This window comes from Inhella proteolytica, assembly GCF_016093275.1.
In the GTDB taxonomy this organism is placed as follows: domain Bacteria; phylum Pseudomonadota; class Gammaproteobacteria; order Burkholderiales; family Burkholderiaceae_C; genus Inhella; species Inhella proteolytica.
In genome coordinates this window covers 132,441-155,197 of the sequence record NZ_JAEDAK010000006.1, presented here as the reverse complement: position 1 = coordinate 155,197, position 22,757 = coordinate 132,441, and the positions used below count along the sequence as shown (strand labels likewise).

General features: G+C 70.5%; 18 protein-coding genes. 14 read left to right on the top strand and 4 right to left on the bottom strand.

The genetic code is table 11. The features are described 5' to 3' along the window. Positions 1-14 precede the first annotated feature (14 nt). Entirely contained in the window at positions 15-1,436 is a 1,422-nt protein-coding gene (gene creC, locus I7X39_RS10560) for a two-component system sensor histidine kinase CreC (protein WP_198111112.1), read from the top strand. A gap of 54 nt (positions 1,437-1,490) precedes the next feature. After that, positions 1,491-2,870: a cell envelope integrity protein CreD gene (gene creD / locus I7X39_RS10555; RefSeq protein WP_198111111.1), complete on the top strand. Its 1,380-nt coding sequence runs from the start codon at positions 1,491-1,493 to the stop codon at positions 2,868-2,870. Here the strand turns inward: creD and I7X39_RS10550 are convergent, their stop codons facing one another. Beyond that, on the bottom strand, positions 2,871-4,259 hold the full coding sequence (locus I7X39_RS10550; RefSeq protein ID WP_198111110.1) for a leucyl aminopeptidase family protein: 1,389 nt from the start codon (positions 4,257-4,259) through the stop codon (positions 2,871-2,873). It lies immediately after the preceding gene. Between the two features lie 114 nt (positions 4,260-4,373). On the opposite strand from I7X39_RS10550, the gene cadR reads away from it, so the two are divergent. The 12 genes from cadR (at position 4,374) to I7X39_RS10490 (ending at position 17,308) form a co-directional block, all read left to right on the top strand. Next, positions 4,374-4,832 carry a Cd(II)/Pb(II)-responsive transcriptional regulator gene (cadR, locus tag I7X39_RS10545; protein ID WP_198111109.1) on the top strand — a complete coding sequence of 153 codons (459 nt, stop codon included), beginning with the start codon at positions 4,374-4,376 and terminating at the stop codon, positions 4,830-4,832. 109 nt (positions 4,833-4,941) lie between these two features. Then, positions 4,942-5,115 carry a hypothetical protein gene (locus I7X39_RS10540; protein WP_198111108.1) on the top strand — a complete coding sequence of 58 codons (174 nt, stop codon included), beginning with the start codon at positions 4,942-4,944 and terminating at the stop codon, positions 5,113-5,115. Positions 5,116-5,164: 49 nt separating this feature from the next. After that, positions 5,165-6,442 (top strand): YfiM family lipoprotein, encoded by a 1,278-nt coding sequence (locus I7X39_RS10535; RefSeq protein ID WP_198111107.1) that lies wholly within the window; start codon positions 5,165-5,167, stop codon positions 6,440-6,442. Positions 6,443-6,513: 71 nt separating this feature from the next. Continuing rightward, complete coding sequence (locus I7X39_RS10530) at positions 6,514-8,532, top strand: M13 family metallopeptidase (RefSeq protein WP_198111106.1); 2,019 nt, start codon at positions 6,514-6,516, stop codon at positions 8,530-8,532. Between the two features lie 47 nt (positions 8,533-8,579). Then, positions 8,580-10,589 carry a M13 family metallopeptidase gene (locus I7X39_RS10525; RefSeq protein ID WP_198111105.1) on the top strand — a complete coding sequence of 670 codons (2,010 nt, stop codon included), beginning with the start codon at positions 8,580-8,582 and terminating at the stop codon, positions 10,587-10,589. A 30-nt stretch (positions 10,590-10,619) separates the two neighbouring features. Continuing rightward, positions 10,620-11,354 (top strand): hypothetical protein, encoded by a 735-nt coding sequence (locus I7X39_RS10520; protein ID WP_198111104.1) that lies wholly within the window; start codon positions 10,620-10,622, stop codon positions 11,352-11,354. Next, positions 11,354-12,130, top strand: a complete 777-nt coding sequence (locus I7X39_RS10515) for a sulfite exporter TauE/SafE family protein (protein WP_198111103.1) — start codon at positions 11,354-11,356, stop codon at positions 12,128-12,130. The genes I7X39_RS10520 and I7X39_RS10515 overlap by 1 nt, the downstream gene beginning before the upstream one ends. An 11-nt stretch (positions 12,131-12,141) precedes the next feature. Continuing rightward, positions 12,142-12,945 (top strand): HDOD domain-containing protein, encoded by an 804-nt coding sequence (locus I7X39_RS10510; protein WP_198111102.1) that lies wholly within the window; start codon positions 12,142-12,144, stop codon positions 12,943-12,945. Next, positions 12,942-13,265, top strand: a complete 324-nt coding sequence (gene cutA / locus I7X39_RS10505; RefSeq protein ID WP_198111101.1) for a divalent-cation tolerance protein CutA — start codon at positions 12,942-12,944, stop codon at positions 13,263-13,265. Before I7X39_RS10510 ends, cutA begins: the two co-directional genes overlap by 4 nt. A gap of 33 nt (positions 13,266-13,298) precedes the next feature. Next, positions 13,299-14,150: an archaetidylserine decarboxylase gene (gene asd / locus I7X39_RS10500; RefSeq protein WP_198111100.1), complete on the top strand. Its 852-nt coding sequence runs from the start codon at positions 13,299-13,301 to the stop codon at positions 14,148-14,150. Beyond that, the gene (locus I7X39_RS10495; protein WP_198111099.1) at positions 14,147-15,457 is read left to right on the top strand and encodes a tryptophan--tRNA ligase; all 1,311 of its coding nucleotides are present in this window, start codon (positions 14,147-14,149) and stop codon (positions 15,455-15,457) included. Before asd ends, I7X39_RS10495 begins: the two co-directional genes overlap by 4 nt. Before the next feature lie 159 nt (positions 15,458-15,616). Further along, entirely contained in the window at positions 15,617-17,308 is a 1,692-nt protein-coding gene (locus tag I7X39_RS10490) for an AMP-binding protein (RefSeq protein WP_198111098.1), read from the top strand. Between the two features lie 114 nt (positions 17,309-17,422). Here I7X39_RS10490 and I7X39_RS10485 read toward each other — a convergent pair whose 3' ends face one another. Genes I7X39_RS10485 through I7X39_RS10475 form a run of 3 tightly spaced genes read right to left on the bottom strand, consistent with a single transcriptional unit; the run spans position 17,423 to position 22,682 of the window. Beyond that, positions 17,423-18,607 (bottom strand): GGDEF domain-containing protein, encoded by a 1,185-nt coding sequence (locus I7X39_RS10485; protein ID WP_198111097.1) that lies wholly within the window; start codon positions 18,605-18,607, stop codon positions 17,423-17,425. Continuing rightward, entirely contained in the window at positions 18,607-20,664 is a 2,058-nt protein-coding gene (locus tag I7X39_RS10480) for a GGDEF domain-containing protein (protein WP_198111096.1), read from the bottom strand. Before I7X39_RS10480 ends, I7X39_RS10485 begins: the two co-directional genes overlap by 1 nt. Then, a complete protein-coding gene (locus I7X39_RS10475) occupies positions 20,661-22,682 on the bottom strand; it encodes a tetratricopeptide repeat-containing diguanylate cyclase (RefSeq protein WP_198111095.1) in 2,022 nt (673 codons plus the stop codon). The genes I7X39_RS10480 and I7X39_RS10475 overlap by 4 nt, the downstream gene beginning before the upstream one ends. Positions 22,683-22,757 lie beyond the last annotated feature (75 nt).

Sequence of the window (22,757 nt, the reverse complement as noted above, 5' to 3'; positions counted from 1 at the left end):
GAGGCTGAACGCGCATGCACCTGGGCCTGCGCGTCCTGCTCGCCTTCTTCCTGCTCTGCGGGCTGACCGCCTACGCGCTGCTGCGCGTGGTGCTGGGCGAGGTCAAGCCGGCGGTGCGCGAGGTGGTCGAGGAGTCACTCGTTGAGACCGCCCACCTGGTGGCGGTGCTGAGCGCGGACGCGCTTCAGCAAGGCCAATTGCAAGGCCTTGAGCAGCGCCTGCTGGAGCTGACGCAGCGCCAGCCGCAGGCGCAGATCTGGGCGCTGCACAAGAACCAGCTGGTGCTGCGCATCTACCTGACCGACGCCCAGGGCAAGGTGCTGCTGGACACCGCACGGCCCAGCGCCGTGGGGCAGGACTACTCGCAATGGAACGATGTGCTGCGCACCCTGCGCGGCCAGTACGGCGCGCGCGCCAGCCGCCAACTGCCCGATGACGAGGCCAGCCTGGTGCTGCAGGTGGCCGCGCCGATTCGCAATACCGCGGGCGAACTGATCGGCGTGGCCAGCGTGGGCCGGCCGGTGGCCAGTCTGGACCCGCTGATCCTGCGCACCGAAGGGCGCATCTGGTGGATCGGCGTCGGCCTGGTGGGCGCCGCGCTGCTGCTGGGCAGCTTGGTCACCGGCTGGCTGATCTGGACCCTGCGCCGGTTGCGTGACCATGCGCTGCACGCCCCCGTGGGCGCCCCCGCGCCACGCCTGCAAGGCGAGCTGGGCCAGCTGGCGCGCGCCATGGATGCGATGCGCCTGCGCCTGGAAGGCCGCAGCCAATGGGAGCAGCGCGTGCGCGCCCTCACGCATGAACTCAAGAGCCCCATCACCGCGCTGCGCGGCGCCGGCGAGCTGCTGCAGGAGGAACTGCCCGCACCCGACCGCGAGCGCTTTGCGCAGCAGGTGGTGGAACAGAGCGAACGCCTGCAGGCCCTGGTGGAGCGGCTGCTCGAACTCTCCAAGCTCGAAGCCCAGAGCGAGCCCGCCCGGCAGGAGCCGCTGCGCCTGGACGAGCTGCTGCGCGCCGCGCTGCGCCATGAGGCCGACCGCTGCAGCCAGCGCGGCCTGCACTGGCAGGGGCTGGAGCGCCTGGGCGCGGCCCCGCTGCGCGGCGATGCCGAAGCCCTGAGCCTGCTGCTGGCCAACCTGATCGGCAACGCGATCGACTTCGCCCCACCCGGCAGCACGCTCGAGCTGGAGCTGCAGCCCCAGGGCCGCACCTGGCTCTTCAGCCTGCGCGACCACGGCCCCGGCGTGCCCGAGGCGGCGCTGGCGCGCCTGGGCGAGCAGTTCTTCTCCACCACCCGGCCAGACGGCCGCAAGGGCTCCGGCCTGGGCCTGGCCTTGGCGCGCCAGGTGGCGGCGCTGCACGGCGGCCGCCTGCAGTTCGAGAACGCCGCACCGGGTTTGCGCGTGCGCCTCACATTGCCTTCACAAACGCCCTAAGCCGCTCACGGCGGCTGCCGAGCATCACGGCTCCAACAACAAGAGGAGCAATGGATGCGAAACAAGCTGTGGCTGGGCAAGGCCCTGGGGCTGGTGGCGGTGTGCCTGATGCTGGCGCTGGTGCTGGCGCAGATCGAGCGCCTGGTGCGTGAGCGCCTGAGCTACCAGCAGCAGGCGGGCTGGTCGGTGCGGCAATCCCTGGCCGAGGCCCAGACCGTGCTGGGCCCGGTGTTGAGCCAGCAGTGCACCGAGCAGTGGGAAACCGTGGAGGAAGACAGCAAGGGCGTGGCGCGCCGCCAGACACGCAGCGAGCGCCTGGTGCGCACCGCCTTGCCAAGCCAGCTGAGCATCAATGGTGAGCTGCAGCCTGAAGCACGGTATCGGGGTCTCTTCAAGGTCAATACCTATGTGGGCCGGCTAGCCGTGCAGGCGGAGTGGAAGGACGCCAAGGAACTGCAGGCGGTGGCCCGACACGGCGGCACGTTGGCCTGCACTACGCCGCAGCTGCTGCTGTCGGTCAGCGACGCGCGCGGCCTGCGCAGCGTCAGCCTCAAGCTCAATGGCGAGAGCCTGCAGCCCCGCCCGGGCAGCGGCCTGCTGCTGCGCGGGCCCGCGCCGCCGGCCAGCGGCGGTGAACCCGCCGCCGCGCAAGCCGCCGACCCGGATACCCGCCAAGGCCTGCACGCCCAGCTGCCGCGCCTGGACCTGAACGAGCGCCAACGCCTCGACCTGCAGCTCGACCTGGTGGGCACCGAGAGCTTTGCCTGGGCGCCCGCGGCCGAGAACCTGCAGATGCAGCTGCGCTCCAGCTGGCCGCATGCCAGCTTCGGCGGCCGCTTCCTGCCAGTGCAGCGCGAGGCCAGCGACAAGGGCTTCCAGGCCGAATGGCGCGTCAGCGCCCTGGCCACCACGGCAGGCACGGAGCTGGCCGAGGGCCGGCCGGTGAAAGACAGCCTGGGGGTGGAGCTGATCGACCCCGTCAACCCCTATTCCTTGAGCGAACGGGCGATGAAGTACGCCATCCTCTTCATCGCCCTGGTGTTCGTGGCGGTGGCGCTGATCGAGGTGCTGGGCGCCTTGCGCGTGCACCCGGTGCAGTACCTGCTGGTGGGGCTGGCGCTGGGGCTCTTCTTCCTGCTGCTGCTGGCGCTCTCCGAGCACCTGGCCTTTGCGCTGGCCTATGCGCTGGCGGGGGGTGGGTCCAGCGCGCTGCTGGCCGGCTATGCGGCCGCGCTGTTCAAGCGCTGGCGCGCCGGCGCCTTGTTCGGCGCCGGCGTGGGCGGGCTGTACGCCGCCCTCTATCAGGTGCTGAATCTGGAGCAGACCGCCCTGCTGATGGGCAGCCTGCTGCTGTTCGCCGTGCTGGGCGGGGTGATGTTCGCGACGCGCAGGATCGACTGGTACGCGTTCACCACCAAGCTTCAGGCGGACTGATCAGGCCGAGTACCGACGCTCCAGGTAATGGATCAGCGTGCGGATCGTCTGCGCCTCGCCGCCCACCGGGCGGCCGGGGCGGGACAGATTGGTCCAGGCGAACAGGTCGATGTGCAGCCAGGGCTGCTCGGCCGGCACGAAGCGGTCCAGGAACAGCGCGGCGGTCACGGCGCCGGCCATCGGGCTGCTGCCGCTGTTGCTCACATCGGCCATCGGCGTCTCGATCAGCGCCTGGTAGGGCTGCCACAGCGGCATGTGCCAGAGCGGGTCGCGCTCCTGCAGGCCCAGGTCCACCAGCTCGCGGCCCAGCGCCATGTCGCGCGTGAACAGGGCCGGCAGCTCCGGCCCCAGGGCCACGCGGGCCGCGCCGGTCAGGGTGGCCATGTCGATCAGCAGATCGGGCTTGGCTTCGCAGGCATAGGCCATGGCGTCGCACAGCACCACGCGGCCCTCGGCGTCGGTGTTGCCGATCTCGATGGTCAGGCCCTTGCGGGTGCGGAACACGTCGCCGGGGCGGAAGGCATTGCCGCTGATGGCGTTTTCCACCGCCGGGATCAGCAGCTGCAGGTGCACGGGCAGCTTCAAGGCCATCACCAGCGCGGCCAGGCCCAGGGCATTGGCGGCGCCGCCCATGTCCTTCTTCATCAGGCGCATGCCGTCGGCGGGCTTGATGTCCAGGCCACCGCTGTCAAAGCACACGCCCTTGCCGACCAGGCTGAGCTTGGGATGCTTGGGGTTGCCCCAGGTCAGCTCGATCAGGCGCGGGGCGCGGTCCGCCGCGGCGGCGCGACCGACGGCGTGGATGGCGGGGAAGTTCTGCTTCAAGAGCGCGTCGCCGACGATCTCCTTGACCTTGGCGCCGTGCGGCTTGCCGACCAGCTTGACGGCATTGGCCAGGTGGGCCGGGCCCATGTCTTCGGCCGGGGTGTTGACGAGATCGCGCGTGGCGCACATGGCGGTGGCCACGGCCAGGCCGCGCTGGGCCTCGGGGCCATCGGCCAGCAGCAGTTCGGCGCCGGCGCGGCCGCGCGCCTTGTAGGCGTCGAACACATAGTCGCCCAGGCTCCAGCTCAGCGCGGCGGCCTGCGGATCCAGCGCCAGGCCGTCTTCGGCCAGGCGGTAGCGGCCCACGGGCAGGGCCTGCGGCAGGGCCGAGAGGGCGTAGGGGTCGTCGGCGCCGCGCACACCGGCCAGCACCAGGGCGATGCCGCCCTTTTCATCGGCAATCAGGGTGTGCGTGTCCACCTTGCCGGCAAAGCCCACGGCCTTGGCCCAGGCGCGCTGCGCGGGGCTGAGCAGCTTGCTGTCGGCGTCCCAGCTGCTGGGGCTGGTGCAGAAGATGGGCGTGCTGGCGGGCAGCTTCTTGGTCTTGACGAGGGTGACGCTCATGGCCGGTGGGGTGGGGAATCGGAAAGCGGGGATTCTCGGTGTAGCGTGCCGACCCTGCCGCTTTGGCCCCACGCGGCCGCTTGCGGCGCACCGGCAGCAAGGAGCCACCCCACCATGAAGATCGGCGAACTGGCCAAGGCCAGCGGCACGGCGGTGGAGACCATCCGCTTCTACGAGCGCGAGGGCCTGCTGCCGCCACCGGCGCGCAGCCCGGCCAATTACCGCCACTACCAGCCCGCGCATCTGGAGCGCCTGCGCTTCATCCGCCGCTGCCGCGCGCTGGACATGGCGCTGGACGAGGTGCGCGCCCTCTTGCAGGCGCGCGACCAGCCGCCGGCCGATTGCAGCGGCGTCAACCAGGTGCTGGACGCCCATATCGCGCATGTGGCCGCCCGGCTGGCCGAGCTGCAGGGCCTGCAGCAGGAACTGCTCACCCTGCGCCAGCGTTGCTCGGCCCCCGGGCCGGACTGCGGCATCCTGGCCGGCTTGGCCGAGGCGGAGCCCGGCCGCAAGCCCTTGGGCGCCGTGCACGGGCCGCACGAAGGCGGCCGCACCGGCAAGACCAAGGGTTAACCCTTGAATTTGGGTGGCAAACTTTCTTCACCGGGCTGTCAACCGACCGGCTGCGGGCCCCGTTGCGGCTCCCATCGGTCGATTCCACGACCCGCTCCGAAGAAGCAAGATGCTGCACAGCCAACCCGCCCGCCACACCCAAGCCCCGCGCCGCCTGCCTGCCGACTGGCTCGGCGATGCCCTGTTCGACAAGGGCCCCAAGCATGTGGGTTTCGACGCCCCCTCGCTGGGTGGCGGCCGCCGCGCCGTCGAGCGCGCGCTGAAGCTGGACAAGAAGCGCTAAAGCGCCCTGAACCCGGGGCCTGCCGCCATCCGGCTGGCAGACTCCCCGCATGAAGCGCCCTTCCCGCCGCCTGCTGCTGCTTGCACTGGCGGCGTTGTGCTTTCTAAGTCCCCTGCTCGGCCTGGCCCTGGCGCTGCAGACCGAACCCCGCCTGCCCGAGCTGCACAGCCGCCTGGGCCCCGCCGAACTGGCGCGCGGACGACAGTTGCTGCGCCAACTGGACCCGCGCCGGCTGCCGGCCGACAGCGTGAGCGAACTGCGCCTGCGCGAGGCCGACCTCAACACCCTGCTCGCCCAATCCGGCCAGCGCGCCCAGCTGCAGCTGCGCCGTGACGGCGCGCGGCTGCAGGCCAGCCTGCCCTGGAAGCTCGGGCCCTGGCCGGTGTGGCTGAACCTGGAGCTGGAGCTGGATTCCCCCTCCTGGGTGGGCGGCGCCGTGTGGCCGCAGCCGCGCCGGCTGCGCATCGGCCGGCTGCCGCTGCCGCCGGGCTTGAGCCTGCGTCTGGCGCGCTCGGTGGTGGAGCGGCGCTTCGGCACCGCACCCTGGGCGGCGGTGGAGATGGTCGAGGCCGTGCGGCTCGATGAGGCGGCTGTTTGGCTGCGCTGGCGCTGGCAGCCGCAGCAGGCCGCGGCCGCCCTGGCGGGCCTGTGGCCCCAGGCCGAACAGGAAGCCCTGCGCGCCCAGCACCGCCGCTGGCAGGCCCTGGTGGGGCAGTTGCAGCCGCCACGCCCCAGCGTGGAGCTGGCCCAGCTGCTGCCCGAACTGGCGCGGGAGGCCCTGGCGCGCGTGGAGGGTGGGCAGGCCGCGGCGGCCGAGCTGCGTGCCCTGTGGCTGCAGCTGGCTCTGCGCAGCGTGGGGCGCGACCCCGGCCGGCTGATCGGCGACCCCGACACCCGCCCCAGCCCCGGCCTGCGCCTGGCCGGGCGCGAGGACATGGCCCAGCACTTCCTGATCTCCGCCTGGCTGGCCGCCCAGGGCGCCGGCCAGTTGGGCGATGCCCTGGGCCTGGCCAAGGAGCTCAGCGACACCCAGCGCGGCGGCAGCGGCTTCTCCTTCAACGACCTGGCAGCCGACCGCGCGGGCGAACGCATCGGCCGCCTGGGCGGCCGCCGGCCGCTGGAGCTGCTGCGCCTGCTGGCACAGCAGCCGCAAGAGACAGCCTTCTTCCCGAAAGTGGCCGACCTGCCGGAATTCCTGAGTCGGCAGCGCCTGCAGCAGGACTACGGCGGGGTGGACGGCCCCGGCTACCGTGCATTGATGACGGAAATCGAGCGCCGCATCGACGCCTTGGCCGTGCATCGTGGTTTGTCCGGGGGTGCGCCCTGAACTGAGCTTTTGTCCGCGCAGGGTCGGCGCCCTTAGGCTGCGCGCCTTTCACGCCTCCGCCCGCCCATTCCATGCGCTCTCTTCGCCCCGCAGCCCTTGCCGCCGCCCTGCTCAGCCTGAGCCTGGCCGCCCCCGCCCAAACCCAGTCCGGCCTGGACCGCGCCGGCTTCGACCCCGCCGTGCGCGCCCAGGACGATCTGTTCCGCGCCGCCAACGGGCAATGGCTGAAGACGGTCGAAATCCCGGCCGACAAGCCTGAGTACGGCACCTTCATCCAGCTGCGCGACAAGAGCGACCGCGAGGTGCGCGCCATCGTCGAGGGCCTGGCCGCCAAGCCGCAGGCCCCCGGCAGCGTGGCCGAGAAGGTGGCGCTGTACTACGGCGCCTACACCGATCTGGCCGGCATCGACCAGGCCGGGCTCAAGCCCATCCAGCCCCTGCTGGCCAGCATCGACGCCATCAAGACCCGCAAGGAGCTCTCGCTGTGGCTGGGCCGCCAGCAAGGGCTGATGAACCTGCCGCTGGGCTTGGCCGTGTACCCGGACTTCAAGGAACCCGGCATCAACCGCCCGCTGACCTGGCAGGGCGGCCTGGGCCTGCCCGACCGTGACTACTACCTGAAGGCCGAGGAAGAGCGCTTTGCCAAGGCACTCAAGGCCTACGGAGAGTACCTGACCACCCTGGCCCGCCTGGCCGGCATGAAGCACCCCGAGCAGGCCGCCCAGACCACGCTGGCGCTGGAGCGCCAGCTGGCTGCCGCGCACTGGGATCGCGTTGAGAACCGCAACATGGTCAAGCTCTACAACCCGCACGCGCGCGCCGACCTGGCCAAGGCCGCGCCCGGGCTGGACTGGCAAGCTTTCCTGGACGGCGCGGGCCTCGGAAGCATCGACCGCCTGTCCATCTCGCAACCCAGCGCCACCCTGGCGATCGCCAAGCTGCTGGCCGAAGCCCCGCTGGCCGACTGGCAGACCTATCTGAAGCTGCACGCGCTGGACAGCGCCGCCGACACCCTGCCCAAGGCCTTCCGCGACGCCCGCTTCGCCTTCCGCGGCACCGCGCTGACCGGCGCCACCGAGCCCAAGCCGCGCTGGCAGCAGGGCATCGACCAGGTCAATGCCGCACTCGGCGAGGCCCTGGGCCAGCTCTATGTGGCCGAGCACTTCCCGCCCGGCCACAAGCAGCGCATGGTCACGCTGGTGAACAACCTGCTGGGCTCGTTCGGCGACAGCCTGGACGGCCTGACCTGGATGGGCCCCGAGACCAAGGGCCGCGCGCGCGCCAAGCTGCAGAGCTACGTCACCAAGATCGGCTACCCCGACACCTGGCGCAGCTACGAGACCCTGGTGGTGAAGAAGGGCGACGCGCTGGGCAATGGCGAGCGCGCCGCGCGCTTCGAGTGGGCGCGTCAGGTGGCCAAGGCCGGCAAGGCTGTGGACCGCCGCGAATGGGCGATGACGCCGCAGACCGTCAACGCCTACTACAACCCGCTGGCCAACGAGATCGTGTTCCCGGCCGCCATCCTGCAGCCGCCCTTCTTCAATGCCGCGGCCGACGATGCCGTCAACTACGGCGCCATCGGCGCCGTGATCGGCCACGAGATCAGCCATGGCTTCGACGACTCCGGCAGCCAGTTCGACGCCGACGGTGCGCTGCGCAACTGGTGGAGCGACGCCGACCGCGAGGCCTTCAAGAAGCTGGGCGACCAGCTGGTGGCGCAGTACGAACAGTACGAGCCCGTGCCCGGCAAGAAGCTCAACGGCCGCCTGACCCTGGGCGAGAACATCGCCGACCTCAGCGGTCTGCAGATCGCCTACAAGGCCTATCTGAAGAGCCTGGGCGGCAAGGAAGCGCCGGTGATCGACGGCCTGACCGGCGCGCAGCGCTTCTTCATGGGCTGGAGCCAGGCCTGGCGCGAGAAGGCCCGCGAAAGCCGCGTGCTGCAGCTGCTGACCAGCGACACCCACTCGCCCCCCGAGTTCCGCGCCAATGGTGCGGCGCTGAACCACGACGGCTTCCACGAGGCCTTCGGCGTCAAAGAGGGCGACAAGATGCACAAGGCGCGCGAGCAACGCATCCGCATCTGGTGAGCGACGGCCTTCCCCTCCCCATTCCGAATCCCCCTGCCATCGTTCCCATGAAACTGCTTTGCACCGCAGCCGCCGCGCTGACCCTGTGTTTGACCTCCCATGCCGAGAGCCTCTCCGGCCTGGACCGCCATGGCGCCGACCCCAGCGTGCGCGTCCAAGACGACCTGTTCCGCGCCGTCAATGGCGAGTGGCTGAAGAAGACCGAGATCCCGGCCGACAAGGCGCGCTACGGCAGCTTCATGCTGCTGCGCGACCAGAGCGATCGCGAGGTGCGCGACATCGTCCAGGGCCTGAGCACCCAGCCGCAGGCCAAGGGCAGCGTGGCCGAGAAGCTGGCGCTGTACTACGGCAGCTATGTCGACCTGGACACCATCGAGCGCCTCGGCCTGCAGCCGCTGCAGGCCGATCTGAAGCGCATCGCCGCCATCAAGGATCGCGCCGCGCTGGTGCGCTGGATCGGCGCCCGCCAGGGCCTGCAGAACCAGATCGTCAACCTGGGGGTCGAGCCCGACTCGCGCCACCCCGACACCTACCAGGCCGTGATCGGCCAGGGCGGCCTGGGCGTGCCCGACCGCGACTACTACTTGAAGGAAGGCGACGAGCGCTTTGCCAAGGCCGTCGCGGCGTACCGCCATTACCTCGAGACCCTGGGCCGACAGGCGGGCCTGCCCGACCCGGCCCAGGCCGCCGAGCACACCATCGCCCTGGAGCGCCAGATCGCCGCCGCGCATTGGGACAAGGTCGAAATGCGCGACCCGGTCAAGCTCTACAACCCCAAGACCCGCGCCGAGCTGCAGAAGTTCGCCCCGCAGATCGACTGGAATCTGCTGCTGCAGAGCGCCCAGCTGGGCAAGGCGCAGCGCCTGATCGTGGGGCCGAGCTCGGCGGTGCAGGGCGCTGCCAGGCTGTTGGCCGAGGCCCCGCTGGCGCAGTGGCAGGACTACCTGAAGCTGCACCTGCTCGACTCGCAGGCCGACAGCCTGCCCAAGGCCTTCCGCGACGCGCACTTCGCGTACCACGGCACCGCGCTGACCGGCACCACCGCCGAGCGTCCACGCTGGCAGCAGGGCATCGAGCAGACCAATGCCGCGCTCGGCGAGGCCCTGGGCCAGCTGTATGTCGGCCAGCATTTCCCGGCCGAGTCCAAGCAGCGCATGGTCACGCTGGTGAACAACCTGCTCGGCAGCTTCGGCGACAGCCTCGACTCCTTGAGCTGGATGGGCGCCGAGACCAAGACCAAGGCGCGCGCCAAGCTGCAGGCCTACACGGTCAAGATCGGCTACCCGGAGCAATGGCGCGACTACAGCGCGCTGCTCGTCAAGGCGGGTGACGCGGTCGGCAACGGCGAGCGCGCCGCGCGCTTCGAGTGGGCGCGCAACGCCAAGCGGGTCGGCCAGAAGGTCGACAAGAAGGAATGGGGCATGACGCCGCAGACCGTCAATGCCTACTACAACCCGCTGGCCAACGAGATCGTGTTCCCGGCCGCCATCCTGCGTCCGCCCTTCTTCAATGCCGCCGCCGACGACGCGGTCAATTACGGCGCCATCGGTGCCGTGATCGGCCACGAGATCAGCCACGGCTTCGACGACGAGGGCAGCCAGTACGACGCCGACGGTGCGCTGCGCAATTGGTGGACCGAGGCCGACCGCAAGGCCTTCGAGCAGCTCGGCGAACGCCTGGTCGCGCAGTACTCGGCCTACGAACCCCTGCCGGGCAAGCAGGTCAACGGCCGCCTGACCCTGGGCGAGAACATCGCCGATCTCTCCGGCCTGCAGATCGCCTACAAGGCCTATCTGAAGAGCCTGGGCGGCAAGCCCGCGCCGGTGATCGACGGCCTCACCGGCGAGCAGCGCTTCTTCATGGGCTGGAGCCAGGCCTGGCGCGACAAGAGCCGCGACAGCCGCGCGCTGCAGATGCTGGTGGTCGACCCGCATTCGCCCGCCGAGTTCCGCGCCAACGGGGCCGCCGTCAACCACGACGGCTTCCATCAGGTGTTCGGCACCAAGGCCGGCGACAAGATGTTCAAGCCGAGCGAGGAGCGCATCCGCATCTGGTAAGGCCGCAACGGGCAGGCCCACAATGCCCGCATGCCGCGCCTGCTCGCCCTTGCCCTGCTGCTGCCCAGCCTGCTGATGCAGGGGGCCGCAGCGGCCGAACTGCCGCCCGTCACCCTGCACTACCAGGAGCGCCCGCCCTACTACCAGACGCGCCCGGACGGCGGCGTGCAGGGCCTGGTGATCGATTCGTTGCTGCGCGCCCTCGTGCGCGGCGGCCTGCCCTACCGTCTCGCGCTCACGCCCAGCCAGCGCCAACTGCTGCTGATCGAAGAAGGCCAGGGCCTGGACTGCGGCATCGGCTGGTTCCGCAACCCGGCGCGCGAGACCAAGGGGCGCTTCAGCGCCATGCTCTACCGCGACCAGCCACTCGGCCTGATCGCCCGCGCCAGCCTGGGCTGGCCTGAGGCCATCGGCATGCGCGAGGCCCTGATGCGCGGCGACGCCCGCCTGCTGGTCAAGCAAGGCTTTTCCTATGGCGCGCAATTCGATGGCCTGCTGGCCCAGCGCACCCGTGCCCCGGAGAGCAGCAGCGCCGAGGTGCCGGTGCTGATGCGCATGCTGCACGCCGACCGCGCCGACTGGATGCCCGTGGCCCCCGAAGAAGGGCAATGGCTGCTCAGCCTGCCGACCAATCCCCCGGTACCGCCCGGCAGTTTCCAATTGCTGCGATTTGCCGACGCCCCACCCGGCGCCAGCCGACATCTGTACTGCAACAAGGCCGTGCCTGCCGATTGGCTGCAGCGCCTCGATGACGCCTTGAAGTGATGGAACTGGTTCTGGTGATTGCCGCCTCGCTGGCGGCCGGCTTCATTGACGCCATCGTGGGCGGCGGCGGCCTGGTGCTGGTGCCGGCCCTGTTCGCGGCCTACCCGCAGGCGGTGCCGGCCACGCTGTTCGGCACCAACAAGGGCGCGGCCATCTGGGGCACGGCGCTGGCGGCCTGGCGCTATGCCCGCCATGTGGAACTGCGCTGGAACTCGCTGCTGCCGGCGATGGGCGCCGCCCTGGCCGGCAGCGCGCTGGGCGCCTGGGGCGCCACGATGGTGGACGCACGCGTCTGGCGCATCGCGCTGCCCGTCATCCTGCTGGCGCTGCTGATCTACACCCTGGCCAAGAAGGACCTGGGGCGCGCCCATGCGCCCCTGCACGAGGGCCGTGCCGAGGTCTGGCGCGCCGTGGCCATCGGCGGCGGCATCGGCCTGTACGACGGCTTCTTCGGCCCCGGCACGGGCAGCTTCTTCGTCTTCCTGTTCGTGCGCCTGCTGGGCTACGACTTCCTGCACGCCAGTGCCAGCGCCAAGCTGCTCAACACCGCCACCAATGCCGCCGCCCTGACCCTGTTCGCCGCCACCGGCCACCTCTGGTGGGGCGTGGCCGCCGCCATGGCGGTGGCGAACATGGCGGGCAGCTGGATGGGCTCGCACCTGGCCATCTCACGCGGGGCCGGCTTTGTCCGTGGTGTTTTCCTGGTGGTCGTGTCGGCGCTGATCCTGAAAACCGGCTGGGACGCGGCGCTAACATGGTCCGCAGTCTTCGCCTGAAAGGCCTCGCCATGTCTGTGGATCCCGAACTGCGCTCGCTCGACATCGAAATCCCCGCCCAGCCCGAAGTGCTGGTCAAGCTCTCGGTGCTGATGGCCGAGGACGAGATTGATCTGCTGGCGGTCTCGGCCCTGGTGGAAGGCGACATGGCGCTGGCCGCCGCCGTACTCAAGGCGGTCAACTCCTCGCTCTACGGCCTGCGCGGTCGCGTGCAGACGGTGCACCAGGCCCTCACCTACCTGGGCATGCGCGAGGTCTCCGCCATCGCCTTCGAGATGAGCCTGCGCGCCGCCTTCCCACCCGCCGCCGAACTCGACCCGGTGTGGGACCGCGCGGCCAAGCGCGGCCTGATGATGGGCCGCATCGGCCAGATGCTGGGCATCGACCCCTGGGCTGCGCATTCCGCCGGCCTGTTCGAGGAATGCGGCAAGGCCGTGCTGTACCGCCACGCCCCCCAGCATTACCCCGCCATGCTGCGCGCCGCCGCCACCGATTCCGAGCTTTGCGGCCTGGAAACCGCCGCCTTCGGCGTCAGCCACGATGCGCTGGGCGCGGCCCTGTGCGAAAGCTGGGGGCTGGCCCCGGCCGCCGTGGCCAGCGTGCGCCACCACGTGACCCTGCAAGCCACCGGCGAAATGCCCGAGGCCCTGCAGCGCCGCGGCGTGGCCGCCATCTCGGGCATCGTCTACACGCTGATGAACGACCCGGATGCGCTGGAGTCGCAGGTCAACCTGATCGCGCCTCAAGCCCAGATCGACCCCGCCGCCGCACTGCGCGCCGCCCGCCGCGTGCAGGAGCAGCTGGAAGCCGCATGAGCGGCAGCGGCCTGATCGCCGCGCTGACCACCGTCAGCAAGCGCGAGCAGGCCGAGGCGCTGGCCCACCACCTGGTGGAGCAGGGCCTGGCGGCCTGCGTGCAGCTGCAGGCCATCGAATCCGTCTACCGCTGGCAGGGCGCCGTACAGCAGGAGCCCGAGTGGCGACTGCTGATCAAGAGCACGCAGGCCCGCTGGGCTGAACTGCAGGCCGCCGTGCTGGCGCAGCACCCTTATGCACTGCCCGCCCTGGTGGCGTGGCCGCTGCCTGAGGGCAACGCTCCATTTCAGGACTGGGTCCGGGCAGAGACCGGTTCCTAGAATCCGCCCCTTTGCCCGACGGTGCGTGCCCGCATGAGCTTTGAAGACTTCCGCACCCTGCTGCCCCAGCGCCTGCTGCCCAAACGCCTGCTGACGGAACAGCTGGGCCGTCTGGCCGCGGCCGAAGGCGGCGCCTGGACGACGCGGGTGATTGAGCGCTTCATCCGCCGCTACGGCGTGAACATGGCCGAAGCCGCCAACCCCGACCCGGCCAGCTACAAGAGCTTCAACGAGTTCTTCACCCGCGCGCTCAAACCCGGCGCACGCCCGCTGAGCCCGGCCACCTGGATCTGCCCCGTGGACGGCGCCATCAGCGCCTTCGGCCGCATCGAGGCCGACCAGGTCTTCCAGGCCAAGGGCCATGGCTACAGCACGCGGGAACTGATCGGCGGCGACGCCACCGAGGCCGCGCGCTACCAGGACGGCCACTTCGCCACGCTGTACCTGAGCCCCAAGGACTACCACCGCATCCACATGCCGGTAGCCGGCACCCTGCGCCGCATGACCTGGGTGCCGGGCAGCCTGTACTCGGTGAACCCCGCCACCGCGCGCGCGCTGCCGGGCCTGTTTGCCCGCAACGAGCGCGTGGTCTGCCACTTCGACACCGCGCACGGCCCCTTCGTGCTGGTGCTGGTGGGGGCCACCGTGGTGGGCAGCATGGCCACAACCTGGCATGGCGTGGTCAATCCGCCGCGCCACCCCACGGTGAAGAGCTGGGACTACGAGAGCGGCCTGCACCGCTTCGAGCAAGGCCAGGAGATGGGCCGCTTCCTGCTCGGCTCCACCGTGGTGATGCTCTGGCCCAAGGCCAGTCTGGCATTCAATTCCGACTGGGCGCCCGCACGCCCGATTCGCCTCGGCGAAAAGATGGCTGACCTCGCATGAAGACCACCCGCGTCCTGACCGGCATCACCACCACCGGCACCCTGCACCTCGGCAATTACGTCGGCGCCATCCGCCCGGCCATCGCGGCCTCGCGGGAGCCGGGCGTCGAGAGCTTCTTCTTCATGGCCGATTACCACGGCCTCATCAAGTGCGACGACCCCGACCGCGTCGAGGCCTCGCGCCTTCAGATTGCCGCCACCTGGATCGCCGCCGGCCTGGACACCGATGTGGCCCTGCTCTACCGCCAGAGCGACGTGCCCGAGGTCTGCGAGCTGACCTGGTTGCTGACCTGCATCACCGCCAAGGGCCAGATGAACCGCGCCCATGCCTACAAGGCGGCGGTGGACGCGGCCGTGGCCGCGGGCGAGGAGCCGGACTCGAACGTGACGATGGGCCTGTACTGCTACCCCATCCTGATGGCAGCCGACATCCTGCTCTACAACGCCCACCGCATCCCGGTCGGCAAGGACCAGGTGCAGCACATCGAGATGGCGCGCGACGTCGCCCAGCGCTTCAACCACCAGTACGGGGAAGACTTCTTCGTGCTGCCCGAGGCCCAGGTGGACGCCGAGATGGAGCTGCTGCCTGGCTTGGACGGCCGCAAGATGAGCAAGAGCTACGACAACGTCGTGCCCTTGTTCGAAGGCGGGCTGGACGGGCTGAAAGGCGCCATCGCGCGCGTGGTGACCGACTCGCGCCTGCCCGGTGAGCCCAAAGAGCCCGAGGGCACGACCTTCATCCAGCTCTGGGACAGCTTTGCCAGCCGCGAGCAGCGCGCCGCCATGCGCGCCGAGCTGGCAGCAGGCCTGGGCTGGGGCGAGGCCAAGCAGCGTCTGGTGGCCCTGATCGACGCCGAACTCGGACCGATGCGCGCCCGCTACGAACATCTGATGACGCACCCGGACGAGGTCGAGGCCATCTTGCTCAAGGGCGCCGAGCGCGCCCGCGCCATTGCCCGGCCGCTGCTGGCGCGCCTGCGCGAGGCCGTGGGCCTACGCCGCTCGCGCCTCTTGCCAGGGCGCGCCGCACCCCAGGCGCCCAAGGCGGTTGTGGTGCCGGTGGCCAAGCAATACCGCGAGGCCGACGGCCAGTTCTACGTCAAGCTGCTGCAGGGCGAGCAGGTGCTGCTGCTTTCACCCGGTTTCACCCAGGGCAAGGAGGCCGGCCAGTGGTGGGCACGCGTCAAGGCCGAGGGCGCGGGGGCCGCTGCCGGCGCCCAGCAGCTGGACGCCGGCCTGGACGCCGCGCTGGCCGTGCTGCGCGCAGCCGAGGCGGAAAAGGCCGAGAAGGCCGGCAAGGCGGGCTGAAAGCCGCCTGAGCGTGAAATCTTGCCTGGCCGCCCCCGCAACAGCGGGGGGCTGTCGGGCCCGCTCTCTAGAAAGCCCTGGGGAAAGCGCCCAGGGCGCAACAGGCCGGGACGGGCTAACTTCGGCGCCTCTTTCGCCGTCCTCCACTAGAAGCCGTCCATGAGCACGACCATCGCCCCCGAACGCCTGGCCCTGCAGTGCCTTTACTACTGGGAGACCGCCCATCCCGAACGCGTCACCCTGACCCAGCCGATGGGCAATGGGGTGGTGAAGGAATTCACCTGGGGACAGGTGGCCGATGAAACCCGCCGCATGGCGGCCTGGCTGAAAAGCCAGGGCTGGCCCGAGGGCAGCAAGGTCGCCATCCTCTCCAAGAACTGCGCCTGGTGGCTGATGACCGATCTGGCCATCTGGATGGCCGGTTACGTCTCGGTACCGCTGTACCCCACGCTGGCGGCCGGCACCATCTCGCAGATCCTGGAGCACAGCGAATCCAAGATGTGCTTCATCGGCAAGCTCGACGGCTGGGAGGGCATGAAGCCCGGCGTCCCGGCCGGCCTGCCCTGCGTGAGCTATGCGCTCAGCCCCGATGACGCCAAGGCCAGCTACCAGAGCTGGGACGAGATCATTGCCGACACCGCCCCGCTCAAGGGCCAGCCGGTGCGCGGCGCCGATGAACTCGCCACGCTGATCTACACCTCCGGCACCACCGGCGCGCCCAAGGGCGTGATGCACACCTTCGGCAACTTCGCCTGGGCGCTGACCGCCGGCCTGGGGCGCGTGCCGATGAACGACAAGGACCGCATGCTGTCCTACCTGCCGCTGGCCCACGTGGTGGAGCGCTGCCTGGTGGAGCATGGCTGGCTGGTGACCGGCATGCATGTGTACTTCGCCGAATCGCTGGAAACCTTCACGCAGGACCTGCAGCGCGCCCGCCCGACGATCTTCTTCAGCGTGCCGCGCCTGTGGGTCAAGTTCCAGCAGGGCATCCTGGGCAAGATGCCGCAGGCCAAGCTGGACCGCATGCTCAGCATCCCGCTGCTGAACCTGGTGGTGAAGAAAAAGGTCCGCAAGGCCCTGGGCCTGGACCAATGCCGCTTTGCCGCCGGCGGCGCCGCGCCGATGCCGGTCGAGCTGCTGAAGTGGTACCGCAAGCTCGGCCTGCCCATCAACGAGGGCTATGGCATGACGGAGAACCTGGCCGTCAGCCACATCACCGTGGCCGGCGAGGACATGACCGGCACCGTGGGCCCGGCCTACGACGGCGTGCAGGTGCGCATCGACAAGAAGACCGGCGAGCTCCAGATGAAGAGCCCGGCGGTGATGAAGGGCTACTACAAGGAGCCCGAGATGACCAAGGAGGCCTTCACCGAGGACGGCTGGCTGCGCACCGGCGACAAGGCCGCGCATGACGACCGCAAGTGCCTGAAGATCACCGGCCGCGTCAAGGACCTGTTCAAGACCAGCAAGGGCAAGTACGTCGCTCCGGCGCCGATCGAGGACAAGCTGGTGATGCACAGCGCGGTGGAAGCCTGCGCCGTGGTGGGCGCCAATATGGGCCAGCCGATCGGCCTGGGCATGCTGGGCCCCGACGCCGCCAAGAAGCTCGCCGACCCCGCCGAGCGCCAGGCCCTGGCCGACTCGCTGGCCGAACACCTGGCCAGCATCAACGCCAAGCTCGACCCGCACGAGCAGATGGACTGCCTGGTGCTGTTCAAGGAAGCCTGGACGGTGGACAACGGCTTCATCACGCCGACCTTTAAGGTCAAGCGCAACGAGATCGACAAGGTCTACGGCCCGAAGTACGAGCAGTGGGCCGACAGCCGCCAGAAGGTCATTCTGGTGGACTGAGTGCGGACCGAGAACAGTCCTGAGGACTGTTCGACGCCGCACGAAGGACGGCGGCCGTCTCGCGGCCGCCGGCTGACCCGCCCGAGTCGGCGCAGCCGCTCGGGGGGGGGGGTTCTACAAATCCATCCAGCCGGAAGCGCGCGCGCCATCTTTGCCGCCGCGCTTGGCCTCGTACATGGCCTTGTCGGCCGCCTCGTACACCGCGTGGCGGTTGGCCTGGGTGCCGCTGGGCAGGGTGACGATGCCGATCGAGGCGGTCAGCTTGCGCGTGCTGCCGTCGGGCAGCGGCAGGGGCTGCTCGTGCAGGGCGCGGCGCACCTGGGCCGCCACCTGCAGCGCGCCGGCCGCGTCGGTGCTGGGCAGCACCACCCCGAACTCCTCGCCGCCCATGCGCGCCAGCTTGTCGGTGGTCCGCAAGCGCTGGCGCAGCAGCTTGACGACATGGCGCAGCGCCGCATCGCCCACGCCGTGGCCGAGCTGGTCGTTCAGGGCCTTGAAGTCGTCCAGGTCGATCAGCATGAAGCTCAGCACCGAGCCGCCACGGTGCAGGCGCGCCAGCTCGGCGCTCATGATCTGGTCAAGCCGGCGCCGGTTGCGGCAGCCGGTGAGCGGGTCGCGCGTGGCCAGGCGGTGCAGTTCCTTGTGCGCGCGCTCGTGCGCCGCCAGCACATAGCCGAAGCCCACGCCCAGCACGGCCAGCATCAGCAGCAGCATGGACAGGCCCTGCCCGAGTGGCGCGAAGAGCTGGCCGGCCAGGTTCTGGTAGTCCTGCGGGAACATCAGCGCGTCCAGCGCGCGCCAGCACAGCACCAGTTCCAGCGCCACCAGGGCCAGGCCGATGGAGCGCAGCGCCGAGCCCACGCCCCAGCCGCGCCGCAGCACCGTCACCACCAGGGGCAGCAGAAAAGAAGCAGCCGCTGCGGTGGTGAGGGCGATGCGCTTGGACTGCGGCAGGCCCAGCGACAGCAGCACCACCGCCGCGTACAGGACGAAGGCCCCGACCACGACGCGCCAGCGCGGCGCGATGTCCAGCAGCTGCAGCACCGTCCAGACCATGGCCAGCAGGCCCAGGCCCAGGATGGCGTTGCTGGCCAGCACCAGCAGCCACTCGGGCAGCTGGCGGCGCAGCGCGAACAGCGCCGCCGAGGCCAGCAGGGCCGCGCAGACGCCGATCCAGCTCAGGGTCTCGCGGCGCGGCAGGCTGCACCAGCCCGACAGCGCGATCTGCAGCACCATCAGGCCGAAGCCGCCCACCATGGCCAGCGTCAGCGTGGGCACATGGATGGCGGGCCAGTCCATCAAGTGGAGGGCTGCGTCGAACCGAGTTGCAGGGGGCCGTTGACCTGGGCCAGCTTGATGCGTGCGGCCAGGGCCGCGCCCTCGAAATCGGCCTCGATGCGCGCCTGCGCCTCCTCGTCCTCGGCCTGGGCTTCGGTGATGCCCACCGCGCGGTTGCGGCCGCGGTGCTTGGCCGCGTACAGCGCCAGGTCGGCCCAGTTGACGGCGCGCTCCCAGTGCAGACTCAGACCGGCCGGCGGCAGCGGGAAGCAGACGAAGCCGATCGAGATCGTGACCCGCAATTGCTGCTCGGCGCCGATGGAGACCGGCGCGTCGGCCACGGCGATCAGCAGACGGTCGGCGAGCAGCTGCACATGCGCGGGCTTGAGCGAGGGCGCCATGATGAGGAACTCCTCGCCGCCCCAGCGCACCAGCAGATCGCCTTCGCGGAGGGTGCGCTGCAGGCGCTTGGCGATGGCCTGGATGACCTGGTCGCCGGCGCCATGGCCATGCCCGTCGTTGATGCGCTTGAAGTGGTCGATGTCCAGCATCAGCAAGCCACCGGTCAGCGGCTCGGCACCGCGCGCCTGCATGGCGGCCAGGAAGTGGCGGCGGTTGGCCAGCTGCGTCAGCGGGTCGCGCTCGCTCAGCACCTGCAGCAGCGCCTGGTTGGCGCGCAGGCGCAGATGGGCCTTACGCATGCGCGCCAGCGCCAGCACGGCGATGACGGCGCACAGACCGAGCAGCACCGCGCCGATGCCGGTGACCTTGCGCGCCATGCTCTGGTTGGCCAGGGTCTGGTCCTGCACGGCGCGCTCGCGCCGCAGCAGCTCGACCTTGGCCTTCTGCTGGTCGGCGTCGTACTTGGCACGCAGCTCGGCCAGCACGGCCTCGCGGGCGCGCTGCTGCACGTCCAGCGTCAGCCGGCGTTCGGCGTGGTAATGCGCCAGCGCCTCCTTGGCCAGGCCCACGGCGGTCCAGGCCTCGCCCAGCTCGCGCAGTTCCTCGGCGCGGCTGCGGGTGTCGTCCTCTCCCACCGGCATCTGCTCCAGCAGGGCGATCTGCGCGCGCGCGGCATCGAAGGCGCGCAACTTGACCAGCGCCACCGCCAGGTTGTGGCGCGCGGTGCGCAGGGCGCGCGGCTCGCCGAAGCGCTGCAGCAGGGGCAGGGCCGCCTCGGCGAGCTGGCGCGCCTGCTCGGGCTGGTCGGCATGCAGGTAAAAGTCGGCCAGCGCGGCCTGCAGCAGCGCGTGGGTGCGCGGCAGGTCGGCCTGGCGCGCCAGGGCCAGCGCCTCTTCCAGGGCCTTGCGCTGAGTCTCGCGGTCGTTGCGGCGAACCGCCAGCGCGGCTTCATAGCTCTTCACGGCCGCCAGGGTGCGCGGCGTCTGCGCGGCCTGGCGCAAGGCATCGGTCAGCGCGCGGCGCGCCAGTTCGGGTTGCTCCAGCAGCTCGTGCAGATCGGCCGCCTCAGCAAGGTCGCGCGCGGCGGTCTCGTCGTCCTGGCCGGCCCGGCTCAGCGCCAGCGCGGCCGTGACGGCCTGCAGGGCCGGGCTGAGCTGCCCCGCCCGCTTGAGGGTGCGCGCGAGCAGACGCTGAGCGTCGTGCAGCGGGCGGAAGTCGCAGCTCAGCGGCCCTTCGGCCGGGCCCTTCCAGTCCTTGCAGGCCGGCTCCAGTTCGGCAATGACCTGGCCGGCGGCCTGCGCAGCCTCCGCATTGCGCCCCTGGCGCTCATGCACCAGGCCCTGCACGAGGCGCTGGCGCGCCTGCTGCGGGTTCTGGCGGGCCCATTGCAGCGCGGGCTCCAGCTCGCCTTGCAGCACAGCGACGCGTGCCCGCACATAGGCGGTGGCGTCCGCCTGGGTGGGCTCCAGCTGCTTGAGCTCGCCCAGCACCTGCTGCGGGTGGTCGTAGGCCCTGGCCAGCAGCTCGGCCAGGCGGCGCTCGGTGGCGGCGTCCGACGGCGTCGCCTGAGCGGACGACAGAGCACCCAGGCTCACCCAGGCCGCCAGGGCAACGAGGGCTTGCGGGGCCAACTGCAGCGCGCGCCGCAGCCAAGCCGTGCGAAAGAGGCCGCTCATGGCGCACCTCCGGGCATCGGGCCAGGTGTCACCTGCAGCTCCAGGCTGCCGCGCTCGCGCGCCTGATTGAGCTCACCGAGGTCTTGCATCAGTTCGGCCACGCTGGTGGCGCGCGACACCGTCAGGCCCCAGGCCTGGTTGCGGCCGTGGCCCTTGGCCTGGTACATCAGGGCATCGACGACGTCGATGGCACGCTCCCAATCCGGGGTCGCGCTGCCGCCGGGCAGCGGGAAGCTGGCGTAGCCCACCGAGCCAGTGATGTGCACCGACTGCCCTTGTGGCAGGGCCACCGGGGTGCCGCCGATCTCTCGCAGCATGCGCAGGGCCAGCGCATAGGTCAGCGCGGGCTCGCGCGTGCCCACCAGCACCAGGAATTCCTCGCCGCCCCAGCGCACCACGATGTCCTGCTCGCGCACGGCAGCGCGCAGGCGCTGCGCCACCGCCACCAGCACGGCGTCGCCCCCGGCGTGGCCGTAGCTGTCGTTGATGCGCTTGAAGTGGTCGATGTCGATCAGGAACAGGCTGGCCTGCAGTTTGTCTTCGAGCTGGTGCTTGAGCACCTCGCGCTGGAAGAAGCGGCGATTGGCCAGGCCGGTGAGCGGGTCGCGTTCGCTGCGCACCGCCAGCTCCTCGTTGGAGCGCGCCAACTCGCGGTTGGTCTGGCGCATGCGCTTGAAAATCATTGCCAGCAGCACCATGGCCGCCAGACCACTGGCCATCAGCAGGCCCCATTGCAGCAGCTGCAGATTGCGCGCCTTGATCTGCTCGCCCTGCAGCACCGTCTGTTGACCCAGCAGCTGGGCTTCGCGCTCGCGGCGCTCGGCATCGAACTGCTCCTGGGCTTCGAGCACGCGCTTGCGCTGGTCGGCACGCGAGAGCGTGTCGGCGATGCGGCGGTGCTCCTCGAAGGCCTGCATGGCGCCGGCGAAGTCGCCCGCGCGCTCCAGGTACTGGCCGAGCTCCTCCCAGCCCTCGGATACGCTGGTGGTGGCGCCCTTCTGGCGCTCGGTGGCGATGGCCTTGAGCACATCGGCCTTGCCCTCGGCCACGCGCTTGAGGCCAATCTTGGCCAGGCCCATGTTGTGCATGGCAAGCAGCTCGGTGCTCTCGTCCTTCAGCCGCTGCGCCAGCGGCAGGCATTCCTGCGCCAGCGCCAAGGCGCGGTGGTAGTCACCCGCGCGCAGGTAGCTGTCGGCCAGATTGCCCAGAAGCAGCGCCTGCAGGCTCTCGTCGCCCGCCAGGCGCGCGTGGTGCAGCGACTGCTCATAGGCGCGCCGCGAGGGCATGGCGTCGGCATCTTCCGAGAGCACCAGGCCCAGGGTCAGCTGCGCCTCGGCCTGCACGTCGTGGTCGTCCGGCACGCTCTCGGCCACCTGCTGGGCTTCCTTGGCCGCCTCCACCGCCTTGTCATGCTGACCGGCCCGGTAGTAGGTGTAGGACAGCGCGGCCAGCGCCGACACATGGCGCCAGACCTCGGCGGACTGTGCGCCCAGGCGTACCACGTCCAGGCGCAGCAGCAGGGCCTCGTCGATGTGGCCGGTCTCTTCCAGCACATTGGCGCGGATGCGGCGTTCGCGGTAGCGCCATTTCAGCGGCAGCTCGCCCAGGGATTCGGGCTTGAGCGAGTCGATCTCCTGCTGGGCCAGTTGCAGATGGCCGGAGCGGATGTGGAACACCGTCCAGGCCAACGCCCAGGCGGTTTCGCCCAGCACGCGCTGGCGCGTCTCGGTGGAGCGGCGCCAGGGGGCGAACTCGTGCTCCAGCCCTTCGAGCGCGGCCCGCTGCTTCTCACCGGCGTAATGGGTCGAGAGCAGAAAGAGCAGGTCGAACTGCTCGTCGCTGGTTTCGCGCGCCTGGCGGCGCAGTTGCGCCACCAGCTCGGGCAGGCGCGGGCGCTGGGCCTGCGGCAGGCGCTCGAGCTTGGTGATTTCCGGCCGCAAGGCCTCCTGCGCGCACGCGGGCTGCGGCACAACGCCGAGCAGGGCCAGGGACAGCGAGCAAAGGGCGAGTACGCGCATGGGTGGCCCGCATCCTAGGGCCAGCTCCCCGCGCCGCCATTGGGGGAGAGCCGCAAAGTTCTCACACTTCGTTGC